The 25,308-nt window shown below is 72.0% G+C and carries 18 protein-coding genes; 6 read left to right on the top strand and 12 right to left on the bottom strand.

Features of this window, described 5'->3' with window-relative positions; genetic code table 11:
• The first annotated feature begins 54 nt into the window (after window positions 1-54).
• Complete coding sequence (locus IEY91_RS14695; RefSeq protein WP_229696960.1) at window positions 55-945, top strand: helix-turn-helix transcriptional regulator; 891 nt, start codon at window positions 55-57, stop codon at window positions 943-945.
• A 53-nt stretch (window positions 946-998) separates the two neighbouring features.
• On the top strand, window positions 999-2,180 hold the full coding sequence (gene dusB, locus IEY91_RS14700) for a tRNA dihydrouridine synthase DusB (protein WP_268240873.1): 1,182 nt from the start codon (window positions 999-1,001) through the stop codon (window positions 2,178-2,180).
• Window positions 2,181-2,211: 31 nt separating this feature from the next.
• Here dusB and IEY91_RS14705 read toward each other — a convergent pair whose 3' ends face one another.
• Together IEY91_RS14705 and IEY91_RS41820 are read right to left on the bottom strand one after the other, a co-directional pair.
• The gene (locus IEY91_RS14705; protein WP_164325266.1) at window positions 2,212-4,275 is read right to left on the bottom strand and encodes an amylo-alpha-1,6-glucosidase; all 2,064 of its coding nucleotides are present in this window, start codon (window positions 4,273-4,275) and stop codon (window positions 2,212-2,214) included.
• Window positions 4,268-5,944 carry an MGH1-like glycoside hydrolase domain-containing protein gene (locus tag IEY91_RS41820; protein WP_373287945.1) on the bottom strand — a complete coding sequence of 559 codons (1,677 nt, stop codon included), beginning with the start codon at window positions 5,942-5,944 and terminating at the stop codon, window positions 4,268-4,270. The genes IEY91_RS14705 and IEY91_RS41820 overlap by 8 nt, the downstream gene beginning before the upstream one ends.
• A gap of 176 nt (window positions 5,945-6,120) precedes the next feature.
• Here IEY91_RS41820 and IEY91_RS14720 point away from each other — a divergent pair, with 176 nt between their 5' ends.
• The 3 genes from IEY91_RS14720 to IEY91_RS14730 all read left to right on the top strand — a co-directional run bounded on the left by IEY91_RS14720 (window position 6,121) and on the right by IEY91_RS14730 (window position 12,263).
• Window positions 6,121-7,356 (top strand): ROK family protein, encoded by a 1,236-nt coding sequence (locus tag IEY91_RS14720; RefSeq protein ID WP_164325268.1) that lies wholly within the window; start codon window positions 6,121-6,123, stop codon window positions 7,354-7,356.
• 417 nt (window positions 7,357-7,773) lie between these two features.
• Window positions 7,774-10,500 (top strand): pyruvate, phosphate dikinase, encoded by a 2,727-nt coding sequence (gene ppdK / locus IEY91_RS14725; protein ID WP_189174275.1) that lies wholly within the window; start codon window positions 7,774-7,776, stop codon window positions 10,498-10,500.
• A 200-nt stretch (window positions 10,501-10,700) separates the two neighbouring features.
• Window positions 10,701-12,263, top strand: coding sequence for an alpha/beta hydrolase (locus IEY91_RS14730; RefSeq protein ID WP_229696962.1), 1,563 nt, complete (start codon window positions 10,701-10,703; stop codon window positions 12,261-12,263).
• A gap of 10 nt (window positions 12,264-12,273) precedes the next feature.
• Here the strand turns inward: IEY91_RS14730 and IEY91_RS14735 are convergent, their stop codons facing one another.
• The 4 genes from IEY91_RS14735 to IEY91_RS14750 form a co-directional block, all read right to left on the bottom strand.
• Window positions 12,274-13,110, bottom strand: a complete 837-nt coding sequence (locus IEY91_RS14735; protein WP_189174276.1) for a carbohydrate ABC transporter permease — start codon at window positions 13,108-13,110, stop codon at window positions 12,274-12,276.
• Between the two features lie 3 nt (window positions 13,111-13,113).
• Window positions 13,114-14,061 (bottom strand): carbohydrate ABC transporter permease, encoded by a 948-nt coding sequence (locus IEY91_RS14740; protein WP_189174277.1) that lies wholly within the window; start codon window positions 14,059-14,061, stop codon window positions 13,114-13,116.
• Window positions 14,058-15,317 (bottom strand): ABC transporter substrate-binding protein, encoded by a 1,260-nt coding sequence (locus IEY91_RS14745; RefSeq protein WP_189174278.1) that lies wholly within the window; start codon window positions 15,315-15,317, stop codon window positions 14,058-14,060. Before IEY91_RS14745 ends, IEY91_RS14740 begins: the two co-directional genes overlap by 4 nt.
• Window positions 15,318-15,589: 272 nt before the next feature.
• Complete coding sequence (locus tag IEY91_RS14750; protein ID WP_164325274.1) at window positions 15,590-17,443, bottom strand: APC family permease; 1,854 nt, start codon at window positions 17,441-17,443, stop codon at window positions 15,590-15,592.
• A 231-nt stretch (window positions 17,444-17,674) separates the two neighbouring features.
• On the opposite strand from IEY91_RS14750, the gene IEY91_RS14755 reads away from it, so the two are divergent.
• Window positions 17,675-18,247, top strand: a complete 573-nt coding sequence (locus IEY91_RS14755) for a hypothetical protein (protein ID WP_189174279.1) — start codon at window positions 17,675-17,677, stop codon at window positions 18,245-18,247.
• Between the two features lie 133 nt (window positions 18,248-18,380).
• Here the strand turns inward: IEY91_RS14755 and IEY91_RS14760 are convergent, their stop codons facing one another.
• From IEY91_RS14760 to IEY91_RS14785, 6 genes are all read right to left on the bottom strand, one after another.
• Entirely contained in the window at window positions 18,381-19,325 is a 945-nt protein-coding gene (locus IEY91_RS14760; RefSeq protein WP_189174280.1) for an oxidoreductase, read from the bottom strand.
• Between the two features lie 43 nt (window positions 19,326-19,368).
• Window positions 19,369-20,148, bottom strand: a complete 780-nt coding sequence (locus IEY91_RS14765; RefSeq protein ID WP_189174281.1) for an SDR family NAD(P)-dependent oxidoreductase — start codon at window positions 20,146-20,148, stop codon at window positions 19,369-19,371.
• A 63-nt stretch (window positions 20,149-20,211) separates the two neighbouring features.
• A complete protein-coding gene (nirD, locus tag IEY91_RS14770; RefSeq protein WP_373287955.1) occupies window positions 20,212-20,601 on the bottom strand; it encodes a nitrite reductase small subunit NirD in 390 nt (129 codons plus the stop codon).
• Window positions 20,602-20,606: 5 nt separating this feature from the next.
• A complete protein-coding gene (gene nirB / locus IEY91_RS14775) occupies window positions 20,607-23,186 on the bottom strand; it encodes a nitrite reductase large subunit NirB (RefSeq protein ID WP_229696963.1) in 2,580 nt (859 codons plus the stop codon).
• A 4-nt stretch (window positions 23,187-23,190) separates the two neighbouring features.
• Window positions 23,191-24,435, bottom strand: coding sequence for an NAD(P)/FAD-dependent oxidoreductase (locus IEY91_RS14780; RefSeq protein WP_164325281.1), 1,245 nt, complete (start codon window positions 24,433-24,435; stop codon window positions 23,191-23,193).
• Between the two features lie 176 nt (window positions 24,436-24,611).
• Complete coding sequence (locus IEY91_RS14785; RefSeq protein ID WP_164325284.1) at window positions 24,612-25,256, bottom strand: class F sortase; 645 nt, start codon at window positions 25,254-25,256, stop codon at window positions 24,612-24,614.
• Window positions 25,257-25,308: the final 52 nt, after the last annotated feature.

Below are 25,308 nucleotides of genomic sequence, written 5' to 3' on the forward strand. Positions count from 1 at the left end.
TCCTGGTACCAGGCGCACCTGGCAACGGGGTGAGCGGTGCGGCAGCCTGGTGGTGTGACCGTCACCGCAGAGCCCGCAGTCGCAGCGGCCCCCGCAGGAGCCGCGGCAGCCGCCCCCGACATCCGCCGCCAGGAGCTCGCCGCCTTCCTGCGCAGCCGCCGCGAGCGCATCTCGCCGGAGCAGGTGGGACTCGTGCGCGGGGGCCGGCGCCGTACGCCCGGCCTGCGCCGCGAGGAGGTCGCGCAGCTCTCCGCCGTCGGCGTCACCTGGTACACGTGGCTGGAGCAGGGCCGGGCCATCCGGGTCTCCGCGCAGGTCCTGGACGCCATCGCCCGCGCGCTCCTCATGGACCCGACCGAGCGCGGCCACCTCTTCGTCCTCGCGGGCGTCATCGACCAGCGCCCCGACTACGACTGCCCGCTCCTCTCCCCGACCGCGCTGCGCCTGATGCACACCATCGCGCCCTATCCGGCCACCCTCCAGAACGCCCGCTACGACGTCCTCGCCCACAACCGCCCCTTCGCCCAGGTCTTCGGCGAGCTGACCGAACTGCCGCCGCGCGAGCGCAACTGCCTGTGGCTGCTCACCACCAGCACGCACTGGCGCGAGACGTTCCTCGACCGGGACGAGATGCTGGCCGATCTGATCGCCAAGTACCGCGCGGGCATGGCCGAGCACGTGGCCGAGCCCGCCTGGAAGGAGCGGCTCGACGGGCTGCTCGCCGAGTCGGCGGAGTTCCGCGAGCTGTGGGAGCGGCACGAGGTCGCGACGATGTCGCCGCACGTCAAGCGGTACCGGCACCCCGAGGTGGGGCTGCTGCGCCTGGAGCACCGCAACCTGTGGATGGCCCCGCAGCCGCAGGCGCACCGCCTCGTGGCGTACGTCCCCGCCGACGAGGAGACCGAGCGGGCGCTCGGGCGGCTGGCGGAGCTGTCCGGGGAGTGAGGGACAATGGAGGCTTGCCCCCTTCTTCTCGTACGTTCCCGGAGACCCGCCCGATGTCCCAGCCCACGCAGTCGCCGTCGCTGTCGGCACAGTCGGTACTGTCAGGACTGCCTGCACTGTCGATTGGTCCGCACGCTGTGCGGCCGCCCGTCGTGCTCGCGCCCATGGCCGGGATCACGAACGCGCCGTTCCGGACGCTGTGCCGGGAGTTCAGCGGCGGCAAGGGTCTCTTCGTCAGCGAGATGATCACGACGCGCGCCCTGGTGGAGCGCAACGAGAAGACCATGCAGCTGATCCACTTCGACGCGAGCGAGACGCCGCGCTCGATCCAGCTGTACGGCGTGGACCCCGCCACCGTCGGCAAGGCCGTCCGCATGATCGCGGAGGAGGGCCTGGCCGACCACATCGACCTGAACTTCGGCTGCCCGGTCCCCAAGGTGACCCGCAAGGGCGGCGGCTCGGCGCTGCCGTACAAGCGGCCGCTGCTGCGGGCGATCCTGAAGGAGGCCGTGAGCGGCGCCGGGGACCTGCCCGTGACGATGAAGATGCGCAAGGGCATCGACGACGACCACATCACGTTCCTGGACGCCGGGCGGATCGCCGTCGAGGAGGGCGTCACGGCGATCGCCCTGCACGGGCGGACTGCGGCGCAGCACTACGGCGGCACGGCGGACTGGGACGCGATCGCCCGCCTCAAGGAGCACGTCCCGGAGATCCCGGTGCTCGGCAACGGCGACATCTGGTCGGCGGCGGACGCGGTGCGGATGATGCGCGAGACCGGGTGCGACGGGGTGGTCGTGGGGCGCGGGTGCCTCGGGCGGCCGTGGCTCTTCGGCGACCTGGTGGCCGCGTTCGAGGGGACGGGGGCGCCCGCGGCTCCCTCGCTGCGGGAGGTTTCCGCCGTCATGCTGCGGCATGCCACCCTGCTCGGCGAGTGGATCGGGGACGAGGCGCGGGGCGTCATCGACTTCCGCAAGCACGTCGCCTGGTACCTGAAGGGCTTCGCGGTCGGTTCCGAGATGCGCAAGCGCCTCGCGATCACGTCCTCGCTGGCCGAACTCGAGGACGGCCTCGGCGAGTTGGACCTCGACCAGGACTGGCCGGCCGGCGCCGACGGCCCGCGCGGCCGCACGTCCGGCAACAACCGCGTGGTCCTGCCGGACGGCTGGCTCAAGGACCCGTACGACTGCGCGGGCATCTCGGCGGACGCGGAACTGGACACGTCGGGCGGCTGACGCCGCAGGTGGCCTGCCCCCGGGGACACGGTTACGCCCCGCCCACCGCCGTGAGCAGCGCCAGCGGGGCCGCCGCCGAGCGGGACTCGCGTACGCAGGCGTGGGGGTAGGGGACGGGCGCGGGGTACGCCTCCCGCTCGTACCCCGCGAGTACTTCGGGGAGGCGGCCCGCCGCCGTGGTCGCCGCGTCCACGAGGGCGTGGGCGACGGTGCGGGCCTCGTCGTGGAGGCCGTAGCGGGCCAGGCCGAGGGTGATGAGGGCGTTGTCGTGGGGCCAGACGGAGCCCCGGTGGTAGGAGAGCGGGTGGTACGCCCCCTGCCCGGCGGCGATCGTACGGACGCCCCAGCCCGAGAAGAAGTCCGGTTCGAGCAGGCGGCGGCCCACCGCCTCGCCGTACTCCTTGTCGAGCAGCCCCGACCAGAGCAGGTGCCCCGCGTCGGAGGCGAGCGCGTCGACCTGCCCGCCGTTCCCGTCGAGCGCGAGCGCGGGGAACGAGCGCGCGGGCATCCAGAAGTCCCGCTGGAAGCGGTCGCGGAGGTCGGCGGCGGTCTGCGCGAGCAGGGCCGCATACACCTCGTCGTCCCACACCGTGCGCGCGAGCCACGCCGTGCGCCGCAACGCGTCGTACGCGTACCCCTGCGCGCCCGCGGCCATCACGGGACCGAGCGCCCGCGTCCCGTCGGCGTCGCAGATCGCGCCGGGGGAGTCCTTCCAGTTCTGGTTGGCGAGGCCGCCCTCGTCCGCGCGGTAGACGAGGTAGCCGCGCGAGGTGAGCCCGCCGTGGTCCAGCATCCAGCCGACAGCGGCCCGCGCGTGCGGCTGCAGGCGCCGGGCCAGGGCGGTGTCGCCGGTCTGTTCGGTGTACGCGCCGAGCAGTACGAGGAACAGCGGGGTGGCGTCCACCGAGCCGTAGTACCGCCCGAAGGGGACCTGTCCGAAGTGCGCGAGCTCGCCGTGCCGCACCTCGTGCACGATCTTGCCGGGCTGGGCGACGCGCCCCTCGGTGTGCTCGGTCGCCTGCGTCGCGGCGAGCGCGGGCAGCGTCGCGGCGGCCAGGCGCGGCAGGTACGGCAGTGCGAACAGGGAGGTCAGCAGGGCGTCGCGGCCGAGCAGCGTGAGGAACCACGGCACGCCCGCCGCGGGCACGCTCAGCTCCTCGCCGTCGGGCCCGCGCGCGGGTACCTGGAGCGAGGCGAGGTCGGCGAGGCCGCGCGTACAGGCCGCGGCCAGCTCGGGCCAGCCCGTGGGCGGGGTCACGGCGGACGTGAACTCCCGCTCTGCCTCGGCGAGTTGGGCCAGGGCCGCACCGGGGGAGCGCGGCGGGGCGGGGCGCGGCGGCGCGCCGTGCGGCCCGGCCGTGACGGTCAGGGCCATGTCGGCCGACCCGTGCGCGTCCAGCTCCAGCGTCCACACCAGGCGGCGGGCGCCGGTGCCGGTCTCCTCGACGGCGTCCGGGGCGGGCTCGGAGGTGACGGCGGTGCGGGCGATCCAGTCGCCACGGCGGTAGCCGAACTCGACGCCTTCCGGGCGGGGTTGGGCGGGTCCGCCGTGAGGGGCGCGCCCGCTGGTCCCGGGGCGGGTGCGGATTTCGGCCCTGGGGCCGTCGGCGTCGGCCGTCAGCACCCGCCGCGACCTCACCGCCCCCGTCTTGGCGTACGTACGGTGGTCCGAGCGCAGCTCGAACTGGTCGGTGAAGTCCGCGTCGGCGGTCACCGCGAGCCGCAGCGTCGTCGGCACCGGGCGGTTGCTGGTGATGCGCAGGGCCTCCACCAACGCGCCGTCGACGACGGCCTGTTCGCGGAAGAGCGTGTATGCGGGCGGCTCCTGGCGGCCGCCGCGCGGCACGAGGACGCAGCGCGCCACGCCGGTGTCGGTGCCCGGGGCCGAGGTGCCCGCCGCGGAGGCGGTCACCGGTGTGAGCACCTCGGGGACGGCGCCGTCCACCGTGAGCTGCCAGCGGCTCAGGTGCCGTGCGTCGCGCACGAACAGCCCGTCCGGGGCGGTGCCGCCGGGCACGCCCCGGATGTCGCCGCCCGCGCCCACTGCCGCGAACGTCGCGCCGTGCACGAGCAGTTGATGATGCCGGTCACTCATCCCGAGCCCCTTCGTCCCGTTCAGCCCCCGCTGTCACATTCACATTCATGTCCACGTCCACGCTCATGTCGAGGGCGAGCGCCGCGCTCCAGCTGAAGCCGCGGGCGCCGCAGCCGCTTCCGGTGTACGGATCCACGTACTCGGCGAAGTCGGAGGCCACCGCGGTGTCGAGCACCGCCGCGCGCAGCACGTCCGCGCGCTCCCGCTCACCGTGCAGCCGAAGGCCGCGCTCCAGCAGCCAGTTGGTGTTGAACCAGGCAGGCCCACGCCAGTACCGCTGCGGGTCGAAGGCGGGGCTGAGCAGATCGTGACTGGGCACGAGCCGAACCCGCCCACCGAGCTCAAAACGCGGCCCGCACGCGGTGCGCACCAGAGCCGCAGCGATGTCCCGCGGCAGCCCCGGCAACACGAGCGGCACAAGCCCGGTCACCCCGACCTCACCGATGAGCGCACCACCAACGCCGCCAACGCCGCCAACGCCGCCAACGCCACCAACGCGATCGGCGCCGTCGGCCCACCCGGCCGCGGAACCCCGACCGCCCGATCTGGCCCGCCCGGCCGTCCCGTCCCGCGCCGCCCCGTCCCCGCCGCTCGCCCCCTCAAGGCCCCCGGCCAGCAGATCGCGGCACCGGAAGATCCCGTCCGTCGGGTCCCACAGCCGCTCCACCAGCACGCGTGTGAGGCGCTCCGCGCGCTCGTGCCGGGCCGTCGCGGGTACGCCGAGTTCACCGGTGATCCGGGCCAGCGCGTGCTCGGACGCGATCAGGAGGGCGTTGAAGGACGGGTCCTCGACGGCGAAACCGCCGGCGGCGAGGCCCGCTGCGGGCGCCGTCCCGCCGCGCCCGGCCGCCACCCCGGCCCCGTACCCCCCGTCCCGGTAGTCCGCCGCCAGCCGCACATACCGGCCGTAGTCCAGATCCGTCGGCCGGTCCTGCGGTGAGCCGTGGTCCAGGTCCGCGCGGCGGAACGTGTGCGGTCGCGCGGGCGACACCCGGCTCAACGGGGCGTCCCAGCAAGGGCTGTTGTCCATCCCCTGCTCCCAGGGGTGGACGACGGCCGCGAGCCCCGCGCCGCCGAGGTCGCGGTGGTGGAGGAGGAAGCGGTGCCAGGCGGCGAGGCGCGGGTGCAGGCGCGGCAGGAACGCGCGGGCCCGGGACAGGGCGGGGTCGGCCAGATGGACCAGCCAGGCGGCGAGCGCGTGTACCGGCGGCTGCACGATGCCGGAGGTCTGCACGGTGCCGGGCGCCCCCGCGGCACGCCCCGCCGTGGTGGAGCGCCAGAAGTCGGGGCTCGGGAAATACGCGTCGAGCGGGACGGAGGGATTGAACACGATGTGCGGTAACCGCCCGTCCGCCCACTGCGCGGACAGCAGTGTCTCCAGCTCCAACTGGGCGCGGAGGGGCGACAGATGGCGTAAGCCGATGGCGATGAACGCCGAGTCCCACGACCACTGGTGGGGATACAGCTCGCGGGACGGGACCGTGGAACCGCCGGTCCAGTTGGCGGCCAGGACCCGCGCCGCGCGCTCGCGGAGCACGGCGGGCGCGGTGTGCGGGGCGTGTGGGGCGGGCGAGGACTGCGGGGCGGGCGTGGCGCGCCCGGCGGCGGAGCCGGTCGCCGCGGTGGGGCGGGGCCGGGTCTCGGCCCTCGTCGTGGTCGTACGGTCCACGCGTCACTCCCGGGGGCCGCCGACCGCTCACCGTGGGCGGTACGACAGCCTGTCAGTTTGAGTCCATCCACCATAGAGTTACGTCTGCTTAACACGCAAAACCCAATATGTAACGCCTAGTTGACGAGCACAAGGGCCTGTACGGCCGAGTGCGGGGTAGGTGCAGGAGAGTGGGCATGAAAAGCGTGAACGGAAGTGACCGCGCCAGCGCGGGCGACCTGCTCCACCTCGTCCGCAGCGGCCGCGCCACGACCCGCGGCGCCCTGCAACAGGTCACCGGCCTGTCCCGCGCCACCGTCGGCCAGCGCCTGGACCGCCTCTTCCGCGCGGGCTGGCTCCGCGAGGGCTCCGGCAACCCGGTGGAGTCCCCGCTCGGCGGCCGCCCCTCCGTTCGGCTCGAATTCGACGACGCGCACGCCGTCGTACTCGCCGCCGACCTGGAGACCCGGCACGCCCGCACGGCCCTGCTCACCCTCACCGGCGAGGTCGTCGCCGAGCACGGCTGGCCGCTGCGGGTCGACGAGGGCCCGGAGAAGGTCCTGGACGAGGTCGGCGCCGGATTCGGCGAGCTGCTGCGCGCGAGCGGCCGGCCGGCGGACTCGGTGTGCGGCATCGGCCTCGCCGTGCCGGGGCCGGTCGACAGCGGGACCGGCCGGGTGGTGCAGCCGCCGATCATGCCCGGCTGGGACGGCTACGACATACGAGGCAGGCTCCGCCGCGCGTTCACGGAACACGCGGGCGCCCCAACCACCGCCTCGGCCCCCGTTCCGGTGTGCGTCGACAACGACGCCAACCTGATGGCGTACGGAGAGCAGCGCGCCCACTATCCCGACTGCTCGGCCTTCGCCCTGGTCAAGGTCTCCACCGGCATCGGCGCCGGCGTCGTCGTCGACGGCTCGGTCTACCGGGGCATCGACGGCGGCGCGGGCGACATCGGGCACATACGGGTGCCCGGCGTCCCCGGGAGCGCCGCCGCGCTGTGCAAGTGCGGGTCGTACGGCTGCCTGGCCGCCGTGGCCAGCGGGCGGGCCGTGGCGGCACGGCTGGCGGCGGCGGGGGTGCCGGCCGCGTCCGGCTCCGACGTACGGGAGCTGCTCGCCGCCGGGCACCCGGAGGCCGTGGGGCTCGCGCGCGAGGCCGGACGGCAGGTCGGCGAGGTCCTCGCCACCGTCGTGACCCTGCTCAACCCCGGCGTTCTCATGATCGCCGGAGATCTGGCCGGAACACCCTTCCTCACCGGCGTGCGCGAGCTGCTCTACCAGCGGGCCCTGCCGCGCTCCACCGCCCACCTGGAGATCGTCACCTCGCGCCTCGGCGAGCGCGCGGGCCTGCTCGGGGCAGGTGCGCTGGTGGTGGAGCAGTTGTACGCCCCCGAGCGGGTGGAGGCGCGGCTCGCCGCGCTCGGTTTCTGACGGCCCCCCGAGGTGCCCCCGCGGCGGCTCGAATGCCGAGATTTCGCCGCTCCAAACAGCGTGATTCTCGCCACCCCTGATAGGTCTTGCGCTCACATGAGCGGGCTCGGGGTGGCCTTCGGGTGGCTGCACTTCTCCAAGGGGTGGCACTGAGTGCCATCGCTCGATCATTTATGAGTTGAACTCACATCTGAGTTCGTGGCGCTCATGTGAGCGAAAGAGGGGTAGTTAGCAAGTCTTCCGTTCAAGACTTGAATCCTTCCGCGCCGGACTCGCTACCGCGCAGTCACTTTCGATCTAGCGGCGGACGGGTGGTTACGCCCGTGTGACCCACAAGTGGACGTACCCAGACGCCTTCGATCTGGGTATGTTCCTCGCCGTCAGGGCAGCCACCGCGTCCTCGAGGAGTCGAGACCCGTGTCGGAAAACAAAGATCCCCACGTAGCTCAGGGCGTGAAGTTCGTCTACGACTTCACCGAGGGCAACAAGGACCTCAAGGACCTGCTCGGCGGGAAGGGTGCGAACCTCGCCGAGATGACCAACCTGGGCCTTCCGGTCCCTCCGGGGTTCACCATCACCACCGAGGCCTGCAAGGTCTACCTCGACAGCGGCGACGAGCCCGCGGCACTGCGTGACGAGGTCACCGCGCACCTCGACGCCCTCGAGGCGAAGATGGGCAAGAAGCTCGGCCAGGCCGACGACCCGCTGCTCGTCTCCGTGCGCTCGGGCGCCAAGTTCTCCATGCCCGGCATGATGGACACCGTCCTGAACATCGGGCTCTCCGACAAGTCCGTGCAGGGCCTGGCCAAGCAGTCCGGCGACGACCGCTTCGCGTGGGACTCGTACCGCCGTCTCATCCAGATGTTCGGCAAGACCGTCCTCGGCGTCGACGGCGAACTCTTCGAGGACGCGCTGGAGAAGGCCAAGCAGGCCAAGAAGGTCACGGTCGACACCGACCTGGACGCGGCCGAGCTGAAGAAGCTCGTCACCAAGTTCAAGAAGATCGTCAAGACCGAGGCCGGGCGGGACTTCCCGCAGGACTCGCGCGAGCAGATGGACCTCGCGATCCACGCGGTCTTCGACTCGTGGAACACCGACCGCGCCAAGCTCTACCGCCGCCAGGAGCGCATCCCCGGCGACCTCGGCACCGCCGTCAACGTCTGCTCGATGGTCTTCGGCAACCTCGGCCCCGACTCCGGCACCGGCGTCGCCTTCACCCGCGACCCGGCCTCGGGCCAGCAGGGCGTGTACGGCGACTACCTGCAGAACGCGCAGGGCGAGGACGTCGTCGCGGGCATCCGCAACACCGTGCCGCTCGCCGAGCTCGAGCAGCTCGACAAGAAGTCGTACGACCAGCTCATGCAGATCATGGAGACCCTGGAGACGCACTACAAGGATCTCTGCGACATCGAGTTCACCATCGAGCGCGGCCAGTTGTGGATGCTCCAGACCCGTGTCGGCAAGCGCACCGCCGGTGCCGCCTTCCGCATCGCCACGCAGCTCGTCGACCAGGGCCTGATCGACGAGGCCGAGGCGCTGCAGCGCGTCAACGGCGCGCAGCTCGCGCAGCTGATGTTCCCGCGCTTCGACGAGGACGCGAAGGTCGAGCAGCTCGGTCGTGGCATCGCCGCGTCGCCGGGTGCCGCCGTCGGCAAGGCAGTCTTCGACTCGTACACCGCCATCAAGTGGTCGCGCTCCGGCGAGAAGGTCATCCTGATCCGCCGCGAGACCAACCCCGACGACCTGGACGGCATGATCGCCGCCGAGGGCATCCTGACCTCGCGCGGCGGCAAGACGTCCCACGCGGCCGTCGTGGCGCGCGGCATGGGCAAGACCTGTGTGTGCGGTGCGGAGGACCTTGAGGTCGACACCAAGCGCCGTCGCCTGACCGTGAATGGCCACGTCGTCGAGGAGGGCGACGTCGTCTCCATCGACGGCTCCACCGGCAAGGTGTACCTGGGCGAGGTCCCGGTCGTGCCCTCCCCGGTCGTGGAGTACTTCGAGGGCCGCATGCACGCGGGCGCCGACGACGCGGACGAGCTGGTCAAGGCCGTGCACCGGATCATGGCGTACGCGGACCGGGTCCGCCGCCTGCGGGTGCGCGCCAACGCCGACAACGCCGAGGACGCGCTGCGTGCCCGCCGCTTCGGCGCGCAGGGCATCGGCCTGTGCCGCACCGAGCACATGTTCCTCGGTGAGCGCCGCGAGCTGGTCGAGCACCTGATCCTCGCGGACACCGACGAGGAGCGCGAGAATGCCCTCAAGGAGCTCCTGCCGCTCCAGAAGAAGGACTTCATCGAGCTCTTCGAGGCCATGGACGGCCTGCCGGTGACGGTACGTCTCCTCGACCCGCCGCTGCACGAGTTCCTGCCCGACATCACCGAGCTCTCGGTGCGCGTCGCCCTCGCCGAGTCCCGCAAGGACCACAACGAGAACGACCTGCGCCTCCTCCAGGCCGTGCACCGCCTGCACGAGCAGAACCCGATGCTGGGCCTGCGCGGCGTACGCCTCGGCCTGGTCATCCCCGGCCTGTTCACCATGCAGGTCCGTGCGATCGCGGAGGCCGCGGCCGAGCGCAAGAACGCCAAGGGCGATCCGCGCGCGGAGATCATGATTCCGCTCGTCGGCACCGTCCAGGAGCTGGAGATCGTCCGCGAGGAGGCCGAGCAGGTCATCGCCGACGTCGAGCGGGCCACCGGCGTACACCTGAAGCTCGCGCTCGGCACGATGATCGAGCTGCCGCGCGCCGCGCTCACCGCAGGGCAGATCGCGGAGGCCGCCGAGTTCTTCTCCTTCGGCACGAACGACCTCACCCAGACGGTGTGGGGCTTCTCCCGCGACGACGTCGAGGCGTCCTTCTTCACCGCCTACCTCGAAAAGGGCATCTTCGGCGTCTCCCCCTTCGAGACCATCGACAAGGACGGCGTCGGCAAGCTCGTCCGCGACGCCGCGGCGGCCGGCCGCGCCACCCGCCCCGACCTCAAGCTCGGCGTCTGCGGCGAACACGGCGGCGACCCGGAGTCCGTCCACTTCTTCCACGAGGTCGGCCTGGACTACGTCTCCTGCTCCCCGTTCCGCATCCCGGTGGCCCGCCTGGAGGCAGGCCGCGCGGCGTCGACGTCCACGGGCAGCGACCACCGCTGACCCCCTGCGGGCCAAGCCCCGCGAAGACCCCGGGACCGCCGCCGTGTCCCCGACCCTCAACCGATGCGGCGGCGGCCCCGGTCCACCCCTAGGGGCGGCACCTTGTGCGGAGGTGCCGCCCCTTTCCCTGTGTGCCAGGTGTGCGTGCCCTCTTCTGCGTCCAACTGGTCGGTACCAAAACCGATCAGAAGGAGTGTCACGTGGATCAATCCGCATTTCGGCGGCGGCTTGTGCCGTTGGTCGCGTTGGGAGTGGTGGCCGGGCTCGCGCCGGGGCTCGCTGCTGGGTCGGCGTCGGCGGCCTCGGGAGCTTCGGGGGACACTGCGGCCGCGAGAGTCGTCGCCGATCGGCTCGCCCCGTACACCCATCAGAAGCTCACCTGGAAGCGTTGCGCCGCCGATCGGCCCGCCAAGTTCCAGTGTTCGACCCTGGAGGTTCCGCTCGACTATCGGAAGCCCGAGGGGAAGCGGATCGACCTCGCGATATCCCGGGTGAAGACCAGTGTGCCGGGCAAGCGGCGCGGGGTGCTGACCTTCAACCCGGGTGGGCCCGGGGCGGCGGGGCTCGATCTCTCGTTGATGTTCGCCAACGGGCTGCCGAAGAACGTGCGTCAGCAGTACGACATGGTCGGGTTCGACCCGCGTGGCATCGGTGAGAGCACGCCGCTGGAGTGCGGGCTCACCGAGGCCGAGCAGGGCTACCCGCGCCCCACCCGCAGCGCCGCCGAGTTCGCCGCGAACAACAAGTGGGCGAAGGCTGTGGCGGACAAGTGCCTGAAGGCCGGCGGGAGTTCGCTGCCTCATCTCAGTACGCGGAACACCGCGCGGGACATGGACGTCATGCGCGCCGCTCTTGGTGAGAAGAAGTTGTCGTACTTCGGTGTCTCGTATGGCACCGCCCTCGGCGCCGTCTACATGCAGCTCTTCCCGGGCCGCACCGACCGGTTCGTCCTCGACAGCGCCATCGATCCGGGGCGGATGTGGCGCGGCATGTTCCAGGTCTGGGGGCCGGAGGGCGAGCGGGCCTTCACGCGGTGGACCAAGTGGACGGCCGCGCGCGACGCCACGTACCACCTGGGCAACTCCCCGGCCAAGGTCGAGCGGACCTTCCGCGAGCTGGTGGCGCGGGCCGACACCGACCCCATCGTCATCGACGGCCAGAAGCTCGACGGCGCCGCCGTGCGGGACGCCGTACGCCCCGAGTTCTTCACCGTACGCAGCGGCGCCGAGCTGGTGGTGAGCCTGAAGAAGGCCGCTGAGGGGCGCAGGGCGGCGGTCGAGCTGCCTGAGGAGCAGACGGCGGACAACGAGGTCTCCAGTCAGCTGGCCGTCGTGTGCTCCGACTCCTCCTGGCCGCGCGACCCCGAGACGTACCGTCGCGACGCCCTCCGCGACGCCGCCCGCTACCCGCTGTACGGCGACTTCGTCTCCTCGATCACCCCCTGCGCCTACTGGCCCAAGGGCGCCGAGCCCGCCACCAAGGTCGACAACAAGGTCAAGTCGCTGGTCGTACAGAACGAATGGGACTCGCAGACCCCGCTCGTCACCGGCAAGGCCATGCACCGCGCGCTCAAGGGCTCGCGCATGGTCACCGTCGCCGGCGGCGAGGGCCACGGCGTCGTGTTCGGCGACACCCGCAACACCTGCGCGGAGAAGGCCGCCATGGGGTATCTGGTCAGCGGTGAGCTTCCGGCGAAGGACGTCGTGTGCAAGGCGAGGGCAGGTGGGGCCAGGTCCCAGGGTCGCGCCGCACCCTTCAAGTAGCTCAGTCGGCTCAGTCGTCGATGCCCGACCGCTCCACCCCCGCCACGATCCACCGCTGGAAGAACAGGAACACCACGAGCAGCGGCACGATCGACACCGCCGCCGCGATGAACAGCTCGTGCAGCCGGATCACTTGAGAGGTGGTGAAGGAGGCCAGGGCCACCTGGACGGTCCACGCGTCCCGGTCCTGGCCGATCACCAGGGGCCACAGGAAGGAGTTCCAGGCGCCGATGAACACGATCGTGCCGACGGCCGCGAACACCGGGCGGGAGTTCGGGACGACGATCAGCCAGTACGTACGCCAGTAGCCGAGGCCGTCGACGCGCGCCGCGTCCTCCAACTCCCTTGGAAAGCCCAGGAAGTACTGGCGGAAGATGAAGCAGGCGAAGGCGGAGAAGAGGGTGGGGACGATCAGGCCGCGGAGGGTGGAGACCCAGCCCAGGGACGACACCAGCACGAAGCTTGGTACGAAAGTCACGGCGGCCGGGACCATCATCGTGCCGAGGATCGCGTAGAAGACGTGGTTCGCGTAGCGGTAGGGGATGCGGGCCAGGCCGTAGCCCGCGAGGGACGCCAGGAGGAGGGTTCCCGCGGTCGTGAGGACCGCGATCAGGGCCGAGTTGAGGAGGGAACGGGCCATCGGGACCGTCGAGTCCTCGAAGAGTTCCTTGATGTTCGACCAGTGGAGGGTGGAGGGGAAGAACGTCCAGTCGGGGGACGTGATGTCCTGCTCGGATGCCAAGCCGTTGCGCAGGAGCAGGTAGAAGGGGATCAGGAAGAGCAGGGCCAGGGCGATCAGGAGGGTCAGCCGCAGGGCGCGGCCCACTCGTACCCACGCGTCGTACATGAATCAGTCCTCCTTTCTGCCGAGGCCGAACCACCGCGCCTGACCGATCGTCACCACCGCGACGATCAGGGCGAGAAGCACCGCTCCCGCGCTGCCGAGGCCGAGGTTCTGGCCCTGGCCGAGCGCCGTGTAGTAGAGGTAGACGAGCGGCGGGCGGGCGTAGGGCGGGTAGCCGCGGGAGTCCGAGAGCAGGTTGTAGAACTCGTCGAAGGCCTGGAAGGCGTTGATGACGAGGAGGAGTACGACCGCCACGGATGTCGCGCGGAGCTGGGGGAGCGTGATGTGGCGCAGGACCTGCCAGCCGGGGCGGGCACCGTCAACCGCCGCCGCCTCGTACAGAGTTGGCGAGATGCGTTGCAGGCCCGCCAGGAACAGGATCATGTAGAAGCCCGCCTGGAGCCAGAGCCGGACCGTGACGATGACCAGCCAGTACCACGGCGGGTCCGTCGTCGACAGCCACGCCGTTTGGTCGGCGCCGAACCAGCCGAGCACGGTGTTCGCCAGACCGAAGCGCACCCCGTTGAAGATCGACATCTTCCAGATCAGGGCCGCCACGACATAGCTGCACGCGGCCGGCAGGAAGAAAACCGAGCGGAAGAACGCCTGCGCGCGGCGCATCCGGTTCACCATCAGCGCGAGGGAGAGGGACAGCACGTACGTCGTCGGCACGATGAAGGCCGTGAAGACCACGAACGTCCACAGGCTGTCGGTGAACGCGTCGTTCTTCAGCATCGACGTGTAGTTGTCGAAGCCCACGAAGTCCGTGGGCGAGACGGTGTTGTGGGCGTCGAAGAAGCTGAGGTAGACGCTCCAGCCGAGCGGTACGTACGTGAAGACGATCAGGCCGAGGGCGAAGGGGCCGACGAAGGCCCAGAACCAGAGGGTGCGGTTCTGGGAGCCGGCGAGGCGGCGCCACGGTCGCTCGCGGGGGCGCGTGCTGCCCGCGTTCACGCGGACTTCTTCTTCACCCGGTCCAGCTCCGCCGACACCTTCCGTACGACGGACCTCAGCTCGCTCTCCGGATTCGCGCCGGACTTGATGATCCGGCTGAGCGCGTCCTGGTAGGCGACGCGGCTCGCCGGGGTCCAGCGCAGCGGCTCGGCGTACCCGTTCTCGGTGGAGAAGCGCACCGCGTCGGCCGCGGGGCCCTCGGTGAGGGGAGCGGCCTTCTTCGCCAGGGACAGTCGCGCCGGGATGTGGAATCCGTACGAAAGCGCGAAGTCCCGCTGGTAGTCGGTCTTCTCGATCCACAGCCACTTCACGAAGTCCTTGGCCGCCTGCTTGTGCGCGCTGCGGGCGCTGACCGCGGCGCCGTACGCGCCCACCGGCACCGCGGGCTTCGCGCCCGGCGCGGCGGAGGGGAAGGCGGCCACGCCGAAGTCGTCGCCGAGCGCCTTCTTGACCGCGGGCAGCGCCCACAGGCCCGACCACTGCATGGCCGTGAGGCCCTGGACGAACGCCGACGGGTCCGACCAGTCGGAGGGCGCGCCGAGCAGCAGCGACTTGTCCTCGTACAGGTCGCGGAGGTGGGCGAGCGCGACGGCCGCTGCCGGGTCGTCGAAGCCGACCTTGCCGTCGTCGGTGACGAGCTGGAGCCCGGCCGCGTACAGCGGAGTGCCGCCGAGCGCGCCCGAGCCTCCGTCGTTGCCGAGGAACAGGCCTTTGACCTTCTTGGTCGTCAACTCACGAGCGGTGTCGACGAGTTCGTCGAGGGTCGTGGGCGGTTTGCGGCCCGCGTCGGACAGGAGGCTCTTGCGGTAGTAGAGCAACTGCATGTCGACGACCTGGGGGACGGACCAGATCCGGCCGTCGTACGTCTTCGGCGCGAGCACGACGGGGTTGAAGTCGTCCTTCGCGCCGTCGAACAGGTCGGTGAGGTCGAGGACCTGGCCGCCCTGGATCTGGTCCAAGGTCGGGCCGTTGACCTCGAACACGTCGGGGCCCGACTTGGTCAGGAGCGCGGCGGCGGTCTGCTCGTCGTAGTTGCCGGGGCGCCACTGCACGGACACGTCGGCCTTGTCGTACGCGTCGGCGTACCGCTTCACGGCCTGCTCGGTGCCGTCCTCGCCGTACTGGTGGTACCACTGCGACAGCTTCGGCCCCTTGCCGTCGGAACCGCCGTCGTCCCGGCCCGTGTTGGACCCGCACGCGCTGAGCAGCCCGACCGCGGCACCGGTGCCGAGCAGTGTTCTGCGACTGATGGTCATGTTGCGTTCCCCCTGCGTGGTTGATCGTCGGGTACGTGCCGGGCCCAACGATCAACCATGCGGGAGGATTACGACAGGCGTATTGCGGCCGCGTGTAGCCCTCGCGGGGGGGGCGCCCCAGGCCCACCCCTTCCCGAACCAGGGGGCTCCGCCCCCTGGACCCCCGTATCGCCGCTCCGCGGCTCGTCCTCAAACGCCGGACGGGCTATACCTGGCCGGACCTTGCCGGTGCGGCTGGGCTTCAGCCCGTCCGGCGTTTGAGGAAAGGCTGCTCAGCGCCGCGCGGGGAGGCGGAAACGGAGGCGACAGATCACCGCATCCGTGTCCCGCCGCACCGCGTGAGCGAGAACCGCCCCGCGCTGGTTCTGCAGCAGCCGCTGCCAGATGTGCGCGGGCTCGACCTCGGGTATGAGGACGGTGACGCGGGTGGCCGGGTGGTACTGGTACACCTTCCGTACGTACTCGGAGACCGGGCGGCCGACGGTGCGGGCCTGCGAGGGCAGCTCGACCAGGTCGACGCCGGGGTTCCACAGCTCCCAGTCGCGCCGCAGGTTCTCCGTGGCCGTACGGTCCTCGGCGTCGTCGTAGGTGACGGTCACCGCGCGGACCTCGTCGCCGAGGGAGACCGCCGCGTTCAGGGCCTCGCAGGTCAGCCGGGAGAGGCTGGAGACGGGGACGATCACCAGGGAGTGGTCGCGGTGCGGCGGCTCGGGGACGCGGCCCAGGCCGAGGTCCTCGCCGATGCGGCCGTACGCCCGGTGCACCAGCTCGAAGACGCCGACGATCGCGGGCAGCGCGAGCACGATCAGCCAGGCGCCCTCGGTGAACTTCGTCGCCGTGACGACGACGGCCGAGACGCCGGTGAGGATCGCGCCGAAGCCGTTGAGGAACGCCTTCGCGGGCTGTCCCGCCTCGCGCCAGTGGATGACCATGCCGGTCTGGCAGAGCGTGAAGCCGACGAAGACACCGATCGCGAACAGCGGTACGAGGGTGTTGGTGTCGCCGCCGGAGAAGACCAGGAGGGCCGCGCCCGCGACGGCGAGGGCCAGCACGCCGTGCCGGTGGACCTGGCGGTCGGCCTTCAGGGCGAAGACGTGCGGCAGGTAGTTGTCGCGGGACAGCAGGCTCATCAGGACGGGCAGGCCGCCGAAGGACGTGTTGGCGGACAGCGCGAGCAGGATCATCGTCGCGAACTGCACGACGTAGAAAGCCCAGTTGTGGCCGAGCGAGGCGTCCGTGAGCTGGGCGAGGACGGTGACGCCCTCGACCGGCTGGAGGCCGAAGCGGGAGATGAGGACCGACAGGCCGATCAGCATCACGCCGAGCAGCGCGCCGAGCGCCACCTCCGCGTGCTGGGCCCGCTTGACGCGCGGAGTGCGGAAGGACGGCACGGCGTTGGCGATCGCCTCCACGCCGGTGAGCGCCGAGCAGCCCGAGGCGAAAGCTTTCAGCAGAAGCAGGGCGCCGACGGTCGTGGCGTTGTCGGAGAGGACCGAGGCGTGCCCGTGGGCGGCCGCGGTGGAGACCGGTCCGTCGCGGAACAGGCCGACGGCCACCATCGTGAGGATCGCGCCGACGAACACCGCGGTCGGCACGATGAAGACGCGCGCCGAGTCGACGATGCCGCGCAGATTGACCGCCGTGATCACGACGAGGACGGCCAGGCACAGCCACAGCCGGTCGCCGTACAGCTCGGGGAAGGCCGAGGTGAGGGCCGCGACGCCCGCCGTCACCGCGACGGCGACGTTCAGTACGTAGTCGAGGACGAGGGAGGCGGCGGCGACCAGGCTGGCCCGGCGGCCCAGGTGCGCCTTCGCGGCGGCGTAGGAACCGCCGCCGTCCGGGAAGGCGGCGATGACCTGGCGGTAGGAGGCCACAAGCACGGCGAGCAGACCGGCGATCGCGAGGGTCACGGGCAGCGTGAAGCCGAGCCCGTAGCCGCCTGCCGCGGCCAGGACGAGCACGATGGCCTCGGGGCCGTACGCGACGGAGGCCATGGCGTCCAGCGAGAGGGCGGCCAGGCCCTGCAGGGCGGTGAGACGATGCCGGTCACCCGGGTCCGCCGCGCCGGTATCGGGGGGTTCCTCGATGGCCGGGGCGCCGGGGCGCTCGGAAACGGTCGTCATGGTGGTGCCTTTCGTGCTGGTCAGCCGGGGTGGTCGAGCCGGCGCGTCAACCCAGCGTCAATGCGGGTGCGGTGGGCACCGGCACTCCTTGGCGACTCCTTGACGGGGGCGGGGTGCCTCTTGACGACTTGTTGAGGGGGGCGTCAGCGTCGCATCAAGGTGTGCCATGCATGTGTATGCGCCGCGTCAACGCCACGGACGGGACCGGGGCTCCGTCCTACCGTGCGGCACATGGGACATGACTGGACGACTCGGGGCAGGAACACGGCGCACGCACTGGACGCGACCCGCGCGCCGGACGCCGACGCCGTGGTGACCGACCGGCGCTGGGCGTCCGACCTGCGGGCGGCCGTCTTCTGCTCGGTCGCGCTTTTCGCCCTGATCATGCTGGTCGACTTGGCGGGCGGGACGCTGAGCGCTGTGCGTGCGGGGCTGTGGGCGGGGCTCGGTGCTCTGCTGTACGTGATCCTGCACCCGGCACGGGTCAGTGCGGGGCCTGGCTGGCTGGCCGTGCGGGGGCCGGTGCGGCGGCGGCATGTGTGCGTCAACCTGCTCACCAGCGTCCGGGTCAGCGAGACCGTCGCCGCGCGACTGGTCCTGTGCGACTCGCTCGGCCATCGCGTCGAGTTCGACCCGAAGGTTCTCGTGGAGAATCCGCTGTTGCTGCACCGGTTGGACGCGGGGGCCCGGGCTTCCCGGGAGGTGGGGCTGTTGCGGTCCGGGTCCGTTGAGCTTTCGCGACTGCTCGCTCGCTTGGACGGCCGGGAGGCCAGGGCTGTGTTCGAGGCGTCAGGGCTGCGCTAGCGCGCTTCGCCGGACGTGTGTGCCGCGCCTGGCTGTGGGGCGCCTGCGGGTTGTGGGGGCTGGTCGCGCCCGCGCGGCGGAGCCGCAAATCGATACAGCCCCGCGCCCCTGTCGGGGCGCGTTCCGCGCCACCTCAGCCTTTCAGCGCCGCGTACGTCACTCCCGTCAGCGCCTGCGACGCCGCCCAAAGGCGTTCGCCCGCCACGTCGTTGCGGGTCCACCCGGCCCGCGGGGACGGTGCGGGCGCGCCGCGCCAGGCGAGGAAGCGTGGGCCCGTGAAGGAGTCCGGGCGTACGCCGGGGGCCGTGGCCGCGTACAGCGTGGGCAGGGCGCCCGCGTCGGCGGACTGGCCGACGATGCCGTTGCCGACCGCCATGAGCGCCGCCGTGGCCCTGCGGCCCGCCATCCGGGGGCCGGTGGACTGAAGGTTGGTCGAGGCGTAGCCGGGGTGCGCGGACGCCGCGACCACGTCCGACTCGCCGGCGGCCAGGCGCCGCGCCAGCTCGTGGACGAACAGCAGGTTGGCCGACTTGGAGCGGGCGTAGGCGGTCCAACGGCGGTAGCGGCGCTCGCTGTTGAGGTCGGTGATGTCGATGTTGGCGGCCAGGTGGAGCATGCTGGAGACGGTGACGACCCGGGCTCCCGGGGTGGCGAGCAGTTGGGGCAGGAGCAGCCCGGTGAGCGCGAAGTGCCCGAGGTGGTTCACGCCGAACTGGGTCTCGAAGCCGTCCGCGGTGCGCCGGTACGGCAGCGCCATCACGCCCGCGTTGTTGATCAGCAGATCGAGCGTGCCGCCGCCCTCGCCCTCCGCGAACTCCCGTACGGACGCGAGATCCCCGAGATCGAGCCGCCGGAACTCCACGTCGGCCCCGGGTACTTCGGAGCCGATCCGCTCCAGGGCCTCCCGCCCACGATCCTCGTTCCGGCAGGCGAGCACCACCTTGGCGCCCTGCCGTGCCAGTTCACGCGCCGTGACGTACCCGATCCCACTGTTGGCCCCGGTGACAACGGCCCGCCGCCCGTTCTGGTCGGGGATGTCGCGTGCGGTCCAATGGGTCGTACGCTGCGAACTGGTCATGCCGGTCAGTGTACGTCTGTACGCCGAAATGGGAATGGGTGCGTCAGCTGGATGCGCCGCCGTCGACCACCAAGTCCGCCCCCACCACGGAAGCCGCGTCGTCGGACGCCAGGTACAGCACAGCGGCAGCGATCTCCGCCGCATCCACGACACGGCCCAGCGGCGACTCGCTCTTCATGCGCTCGGCCCGGTCCGCCTCGGTCTCGCCGGGCCGCAGGGACATGGTGGTCGAGGACGCGCCGGGGGACACGGCGTTGATCCGCACGCCGTCCTTGATGTGATCCAGCGCCGCGGCCCGCGTCAGTGCGGAAACCGCCGCCTTGGAAGCCACGTACCCCGCGATCCCCGGACGCCGCTTGTGTGCGCCCAGGTTGGACGCGATGTTCACGATCGCGCCGCCGGTCGGCTGCGTACGCATCTGCCGTACCTCGGCCTGGAGTGCGAGGAGCGTGCCCGTGACGTTGATGTCGAGCAGGGTGCGCCAGTCCTCCTCGGCGAGGTCGGCAACGGGGGCGCCGCCGCGGAAGACGCCCGCGTTGTTCACCGCCACGTCGAGGGAGCCGAAGCGGTCGACGGCTGCGCGCACCGCGGTCTCGATGTCCGCGGCGCGCGTTACGTCGGCGGTGTGCGCGAGGGCCGTGCCGCCGTCGTTCTCGATCAGCGTCACCGTCTCCTTCAGCGGGGCCTCGGAGCGGCCCGTGACCACGACGTTCGCGCCCTCGGCGGCCAGGGCGATCGCGATCGCGCGGCCGAGTCCCGAGCCGCCTCCGGTGACGAGGGCGGTGCGGCCGGTGAAGCGGGTGCGGGCAGCGGCGGCGGGCATGGGGACTCCTCGGGTGTATGGGATCGCACGGTCTCCCTCAGTTTTGGACCGTGCGATCTAATACTAAGGGGAGATCCGTGCCTCGTACACCCCGACCCCCACCTCGTCGTCGTCCAGGCACCGGCCCGTCCCCAGGTCGAAGCGCTGCTTCAGGAGCGGCGAGGCCACGAACGGGCGGCCGTCCGCCGAGCCGACCAGGCCCCGAGAGAGCACGGCCGCGCCGGAGAACGGGTCGCGGTTGTCGATGGCGTACAGGTGTCCGGTGCGGTCCAGGAACAGGGCCGCCTGGCGTCGCCCGTCGGGGAGCAGTACGGCCACGCCCCGGCCGGGCGTGAGGCGGGCTGCGGCGCACACCGTCAACCAGGCGCCGTCGAGGTGTAGTTGGACACTTGCGTCGGCAGTGGTGACGCTCGTGGCGGGGGGCGCCCCGGTCGTCGTGGTCATGGTGGTCATGGCGGTCATCGGGCGGAGCTTCCTTCCAGGGGGCGCAGCGTCAGCAGCGGCAAGTCGGGCTTGATCTGGCCGCGTTCGGGGACGAAGGCCACGAGTGGGTCCGGTGCCTCGGGCGCGTTCACGAAGGACACGAAGCGGGCCAGGCGGTCCGGGTCGGCCAGGGTCTCGGCCCACTCGTCGCGGTAGTGCGTGACGTGGTCCGCCATCAGGGCCTCCAGCTCGGCGCAGATGCCGAGCGAGTCGTCCACGACCACGTCGCGCACGTGGTCGAGGCCGCCGTCGATCCGCTCCAGCCAGGCCGAGGTGCGCTCCAGGCGGTCGGCGGTGCGGATGTAGAACATCAGGAAGCGGTCGATGAGGCGGACGAGTCCGGCGTCGTCGAGGTCCTGCGCGAGCAGGTCCGCGTGGCGCGGCGTCGCGCCGCCGTTGCCGCCGACGTACAGGTTCCAGCCGCTCGCCGTGGCGATCACGCCGAAGTCCTTGGAGCGGGCCTCCGCGCACTCGCGGGCGCACCCCGACACCGCCGACTTCAGCTTGTGCGGGGCGCGCAGGCCCCGGTAGCGCAGCTCCAGGTCGATCGCCATGCGCACCGAGTCCTGCACGCCGTAGCGGCACCAGGTCTGCCCGACGCAGGACTTCACCGTGCGCAGCGCCTTGCCGTAGGCGTGCCCGGACTCGAAGCCCGCGTCGACCAACCGGGCCCAGATCACCGGGAGTTGCTCGACCCGGGCGCCGAAGAGATCGATGCGCTGCCCGCCCGTGATCTTCGTGTAGAGCCCGAACTCCCGCGCCACCTCGCCGATCACGATGAGCTTGTCCGGGGTGATCTCGCCGCCCGGGATGCGCGGCACGACCGAATAGGAGCCGTTCTTCTGGAGGTTGGCGAGGAAGTGGTCGTTGGTGTCCTGGAGGGCTGCCTGTTCGCCGTCGAGTACGTAGCCGTCGGCGCCGATCGCGGGGGCGAGCGAGGCGATGACCGAGGCGACCGCGGGCTTGCAGGTCTCGCAGCCCTCCCCGCCCCGCGCCGACTCGCGGCCGTGCCGGTCGAGCAGCTCCCGGAAAGAGGCGACGCGCAGGGTGCGGACGATCTCGTACAGCTCCTGGCGGGTCTGTGCGAAGCACCCGCAGAGGCCCTGGTCGCCGGACTGCGGCAACAACTGCCCGATGAGCTTCACGCAACTCCCGCAGCCCGTACCGGCCTTGGTGCACTTCTTCACCTCGGGCAGCGTCGCGCACGCCTGCACCGCGGCCTTCGTGACGTTGTGGCAGTTGCACACCACGGCGTCGTCCGGCAGCGCCTCCGGGCCGAGGGCCGGGGCGGCGCCCGCGCCCGCGGGAAGGACCAACTGTTCGGCGGGCACCGGCGGCACCGACCCGGTCAGCGCCCGCAGCGTCCCGTACGCCTCCGTGTCACCCACGAGCACCCCGCCGAGCAGCGTGCCGTCGGCGCCCACGACCAGCTTCTTGTACGTGCCCGAGCGCGAGTCGGCGTAGGCGACGTCGAGGCAGCCGTCGGTGGCGCCGTGCGCGTCGCCGAACGACGCCACGTCGACGCCGAGCAGCTTCAGCTTGGTGGACATGTCGGCGCCCGTGAACGCCGCGTCGCAGTCGTCACCTGCGGCGATGGCGGCCGCCGCCGTCTGCGCCATCTCGTAGCCGGGCGCGACCAGGCCGTACACCCGGCCGTCCGCGGCCTGCGCGCACTCGCCGATCGCGTACACCGCCGGGTCGCTCGTGCGGCACCGCTCGTCGACGGTGATGCCGCCGCGCTCGCCGACCGCGAGCGCGCAGTCGCGGGCGAGCTGGTCGCGCGGCCGCACGCCCGCCGAGAACACGACCAGGTCGACGTCCAGTTCGGATCCGTCCGACAGGCTCATCGCGCGCACCGCGCCCGCCTCGTCGGTGAGGATCTCCTGCGTGCCGGTGCCCGTGTGCACGGCGAGTCCGCGGCCCGTCAGCGTGCGCAGCAGCGCCGCGCCGCCGCCGTCGTCGACCTGCGCGGGCATCAGGCGCGGCGCGAACTCCACGATGTGCGTGCCGAGTCCGAGCCCCTGCAGCGCGCCCGCCGCCTCCAGGCCGAGCAGTCCGCCGCCGACCACCGCGCCCGTCGTGGCGTTCTCCTTGGCGTACGCCTCGATGGCGAGGACGTCCTCGATCGTGCGGTACACGAAACACCCGGCCGCGTCCTTGCCCGGCACCGGCGGCACGAACGGCACCGAGCCGGTGGCGAGGACGAGGGTGTCGTACGTGAGGGTGCGCCCGGCGCGCGAGGTGACCGTCCGCGCCCGCCGGTCGATGTGCTCGGCGGGGTCGCCGAGGTGCAGCTCGATGCCGTGCTTCTCGATGAACTCGGTGTCTGTGACGGAGAGTTCGTCCGGGGTGCGGCCCGAAAAGTACGAGGTGAGCTGGACGCGGTCGTAGGCGGGGCGCGGCTCCTCGCACAGGACGACGACGCGGTGCGTCGCGGTCAGGCCCTGCTCGGCGAGGGCTTCGAGGAAGCGCTGGCCCACCATGCCGTGGCCTATGAGGACGAGGGTCTTCTCGGGTGCTGTGTCCATGGCGGCCACAGGGGCGTCGGTGTCCATGAGGTCAGTGGCCTCCGTCGTGAGTGAGCAGGTGGAGCAGCGGGCTGCCGTCGTCGGGCAGGGGTTCGTCGGACTCCCAGGCGCGGGCGAGCGCGCCCACGGCCGTCAGCTCGCCGAGGAGCACGCCGCCGACGAGCCGGTCGCCGCGCACGACGACCTTGCGGTAGGTGCCGCGGGTGGCGTCCGTGAGGCGTACGACGTCGTCGTCGGGCCGGGTCTCGGGGTCGCCGAACGCCGCGATGTCCAGGGGGTGTTCGCGGTGCGGCAGGGTGAGGCGGGTCAGGGAGCGGGTGCCGGAGTACGGGCGGACCGCTTCGTCCGATTCCGGGTCCGGCGAGGTCAGGGCGGCGGCGAGGGCGTCGGCCTGGTCGAGGGCGGGCGCGGCCAGGCAGCGGGTCTGGCCCGCGTGCTCGGCGCAGTCGCCGATGGCGCGGATGTGGGGGTCGCTGGTGCGGAGGTGGTCGTCCACGACTACGCCGCGTCGTACGTCCAGGCCCGCGGCGCGGGCGAGGCCGGTGCGGGGGCGTACGCCGCAGGCCAGGACGGTCAGGTCGGTGTCGAGGACGTATCCGTCGGCCAGCTCCACCGACCGCACGGCCCCGTCCGTCTGCCGTACGCCCCGTACCCGGCACTCGGTGTGCACCTCCACGCCGAGGGCGGTGAGGTGGCGGTGCACGAGCTCCGAGGCGTCCGGGTCGAGCTGGCGCTCCATGAGGCGGTCGCCCTGCTGGGCCAGGACCACCTGGACGCCCCGGTCGGCCAGCGCGCGGGCCGCGCACACGCCGAGCAGCCCGCCGCCGACGACCACTGCGCGGGTGCCCTCGCGGGCGGCCTCACGCAGGGCCAGGCAGTCCGCCATCGTCCGGAACGCGTGGACCCCGCCCGGCAGCTCGGTGGCGCCGGGCGCGAACAGGCCGCGCAGCGGTGGCAGGACCGGGTTGGCGCCCGTGGCCAGGACCAGGGTTTCGTACGGGACGCGGGAGCCGTCCTCGCACTGGACCACGCGGTCGGCGCGGTCCACGCGGACGGCGCGGGTGCGCAGGTAGGTGCCCGGGGCGGGCTCGGGCAGCGTGATCAGCTCCGGGCCGTAGCGGCCCGCCAGGACGTCGGTGAGCAGGACGCGGTTGTACGGGGCGTGGGGCTCCTCGCCCATCAGGACCGCGTCCGGGCCCAGACGGGCGGCGAGGCGGGCTCCGGCCAGGCCGGCGCCGAGCACCACTGCGCGTGGGGGCGGGGTCCTCTGGGTCATGTTCCGCAGCGTGCGGGGTGGACGTTTCCCGGTGGGTACCGGGTTGTTTCCTTGGCGGAACGGGGGGCTCAGCGGGGTGGGGGTGGCGTTGTGAGATGTGCTGCCCGCGCGGGCTGGATGGGCGTTCGCCGTTGGCGGCTGCGGGCTGCTCGCACTCTGCCGTTGTCGGGGTGCCGCTACCTCGACCCCGTCATGTGGGCGAAGACCACCACGTTGCCCTGGTAGCCCGTTTCCTTGGAGTAGGCCCCGCCGCAGGTGATCACCCGCAGCTCCGGGCGGGCCGCGGCGCCGTAGACCTTCTCGTCGGGGAAGCCCTTCGCGTCGTACACCTCGACGGCGTCGACCGTGAAGAGGGCGACCCCGCCGTCCCGCCGCTCGACCTCGATGACGCGGCCCTTGGCGAGCCCGCCGAGGCGGTAGAAGACGGCGGGCCCCGCCGCGTTGTCGACGTGCCCGGCCACGATCGCCGTACCCCGCTCCCCGGGCGTCGTCCCCGCCTCGTACCAACCGGCGAGGTTCTTGTGCCGCGACGGCGGTACGTCGAGGCTGCCCTGGCGGGTGAGGCCGAGCCCCATCATCGGCGCGTCCACGTCGATCGCCGGGATGCGGATCCGGTCGGGCGGCGACGGCGGCAGCGGCGCGGCGGCGTTCAGGCCCGCGCGGCCGGTGCCGGGCGCCGCCGCCTGCGAGGCCGAGGGCTGCGGCGGCGGATGGGATGCCGTGCCCTCGTACACCAGCCAGGCACCGCTGCCCAGCGCGAGCGCGGTGACGGTGGCTATGAGGGAGGTGCCGAACCGCCCTCGCCGCTCTGTCCGGCGCATGACTCGCCCCCTCGGGGGTCGGGGATGGGGAGGTGAGCCCCGCTCCCCCTCC

The organism is Streptomyces lasiicapitis (assembly GCF_014646335.1).
Lineage (GTDB): Bacteria > Actinomycetota > Actinomycetes > Streptomycetales > Streptomycetaceae > Streptomyces > Streptomyces lasiicapitis.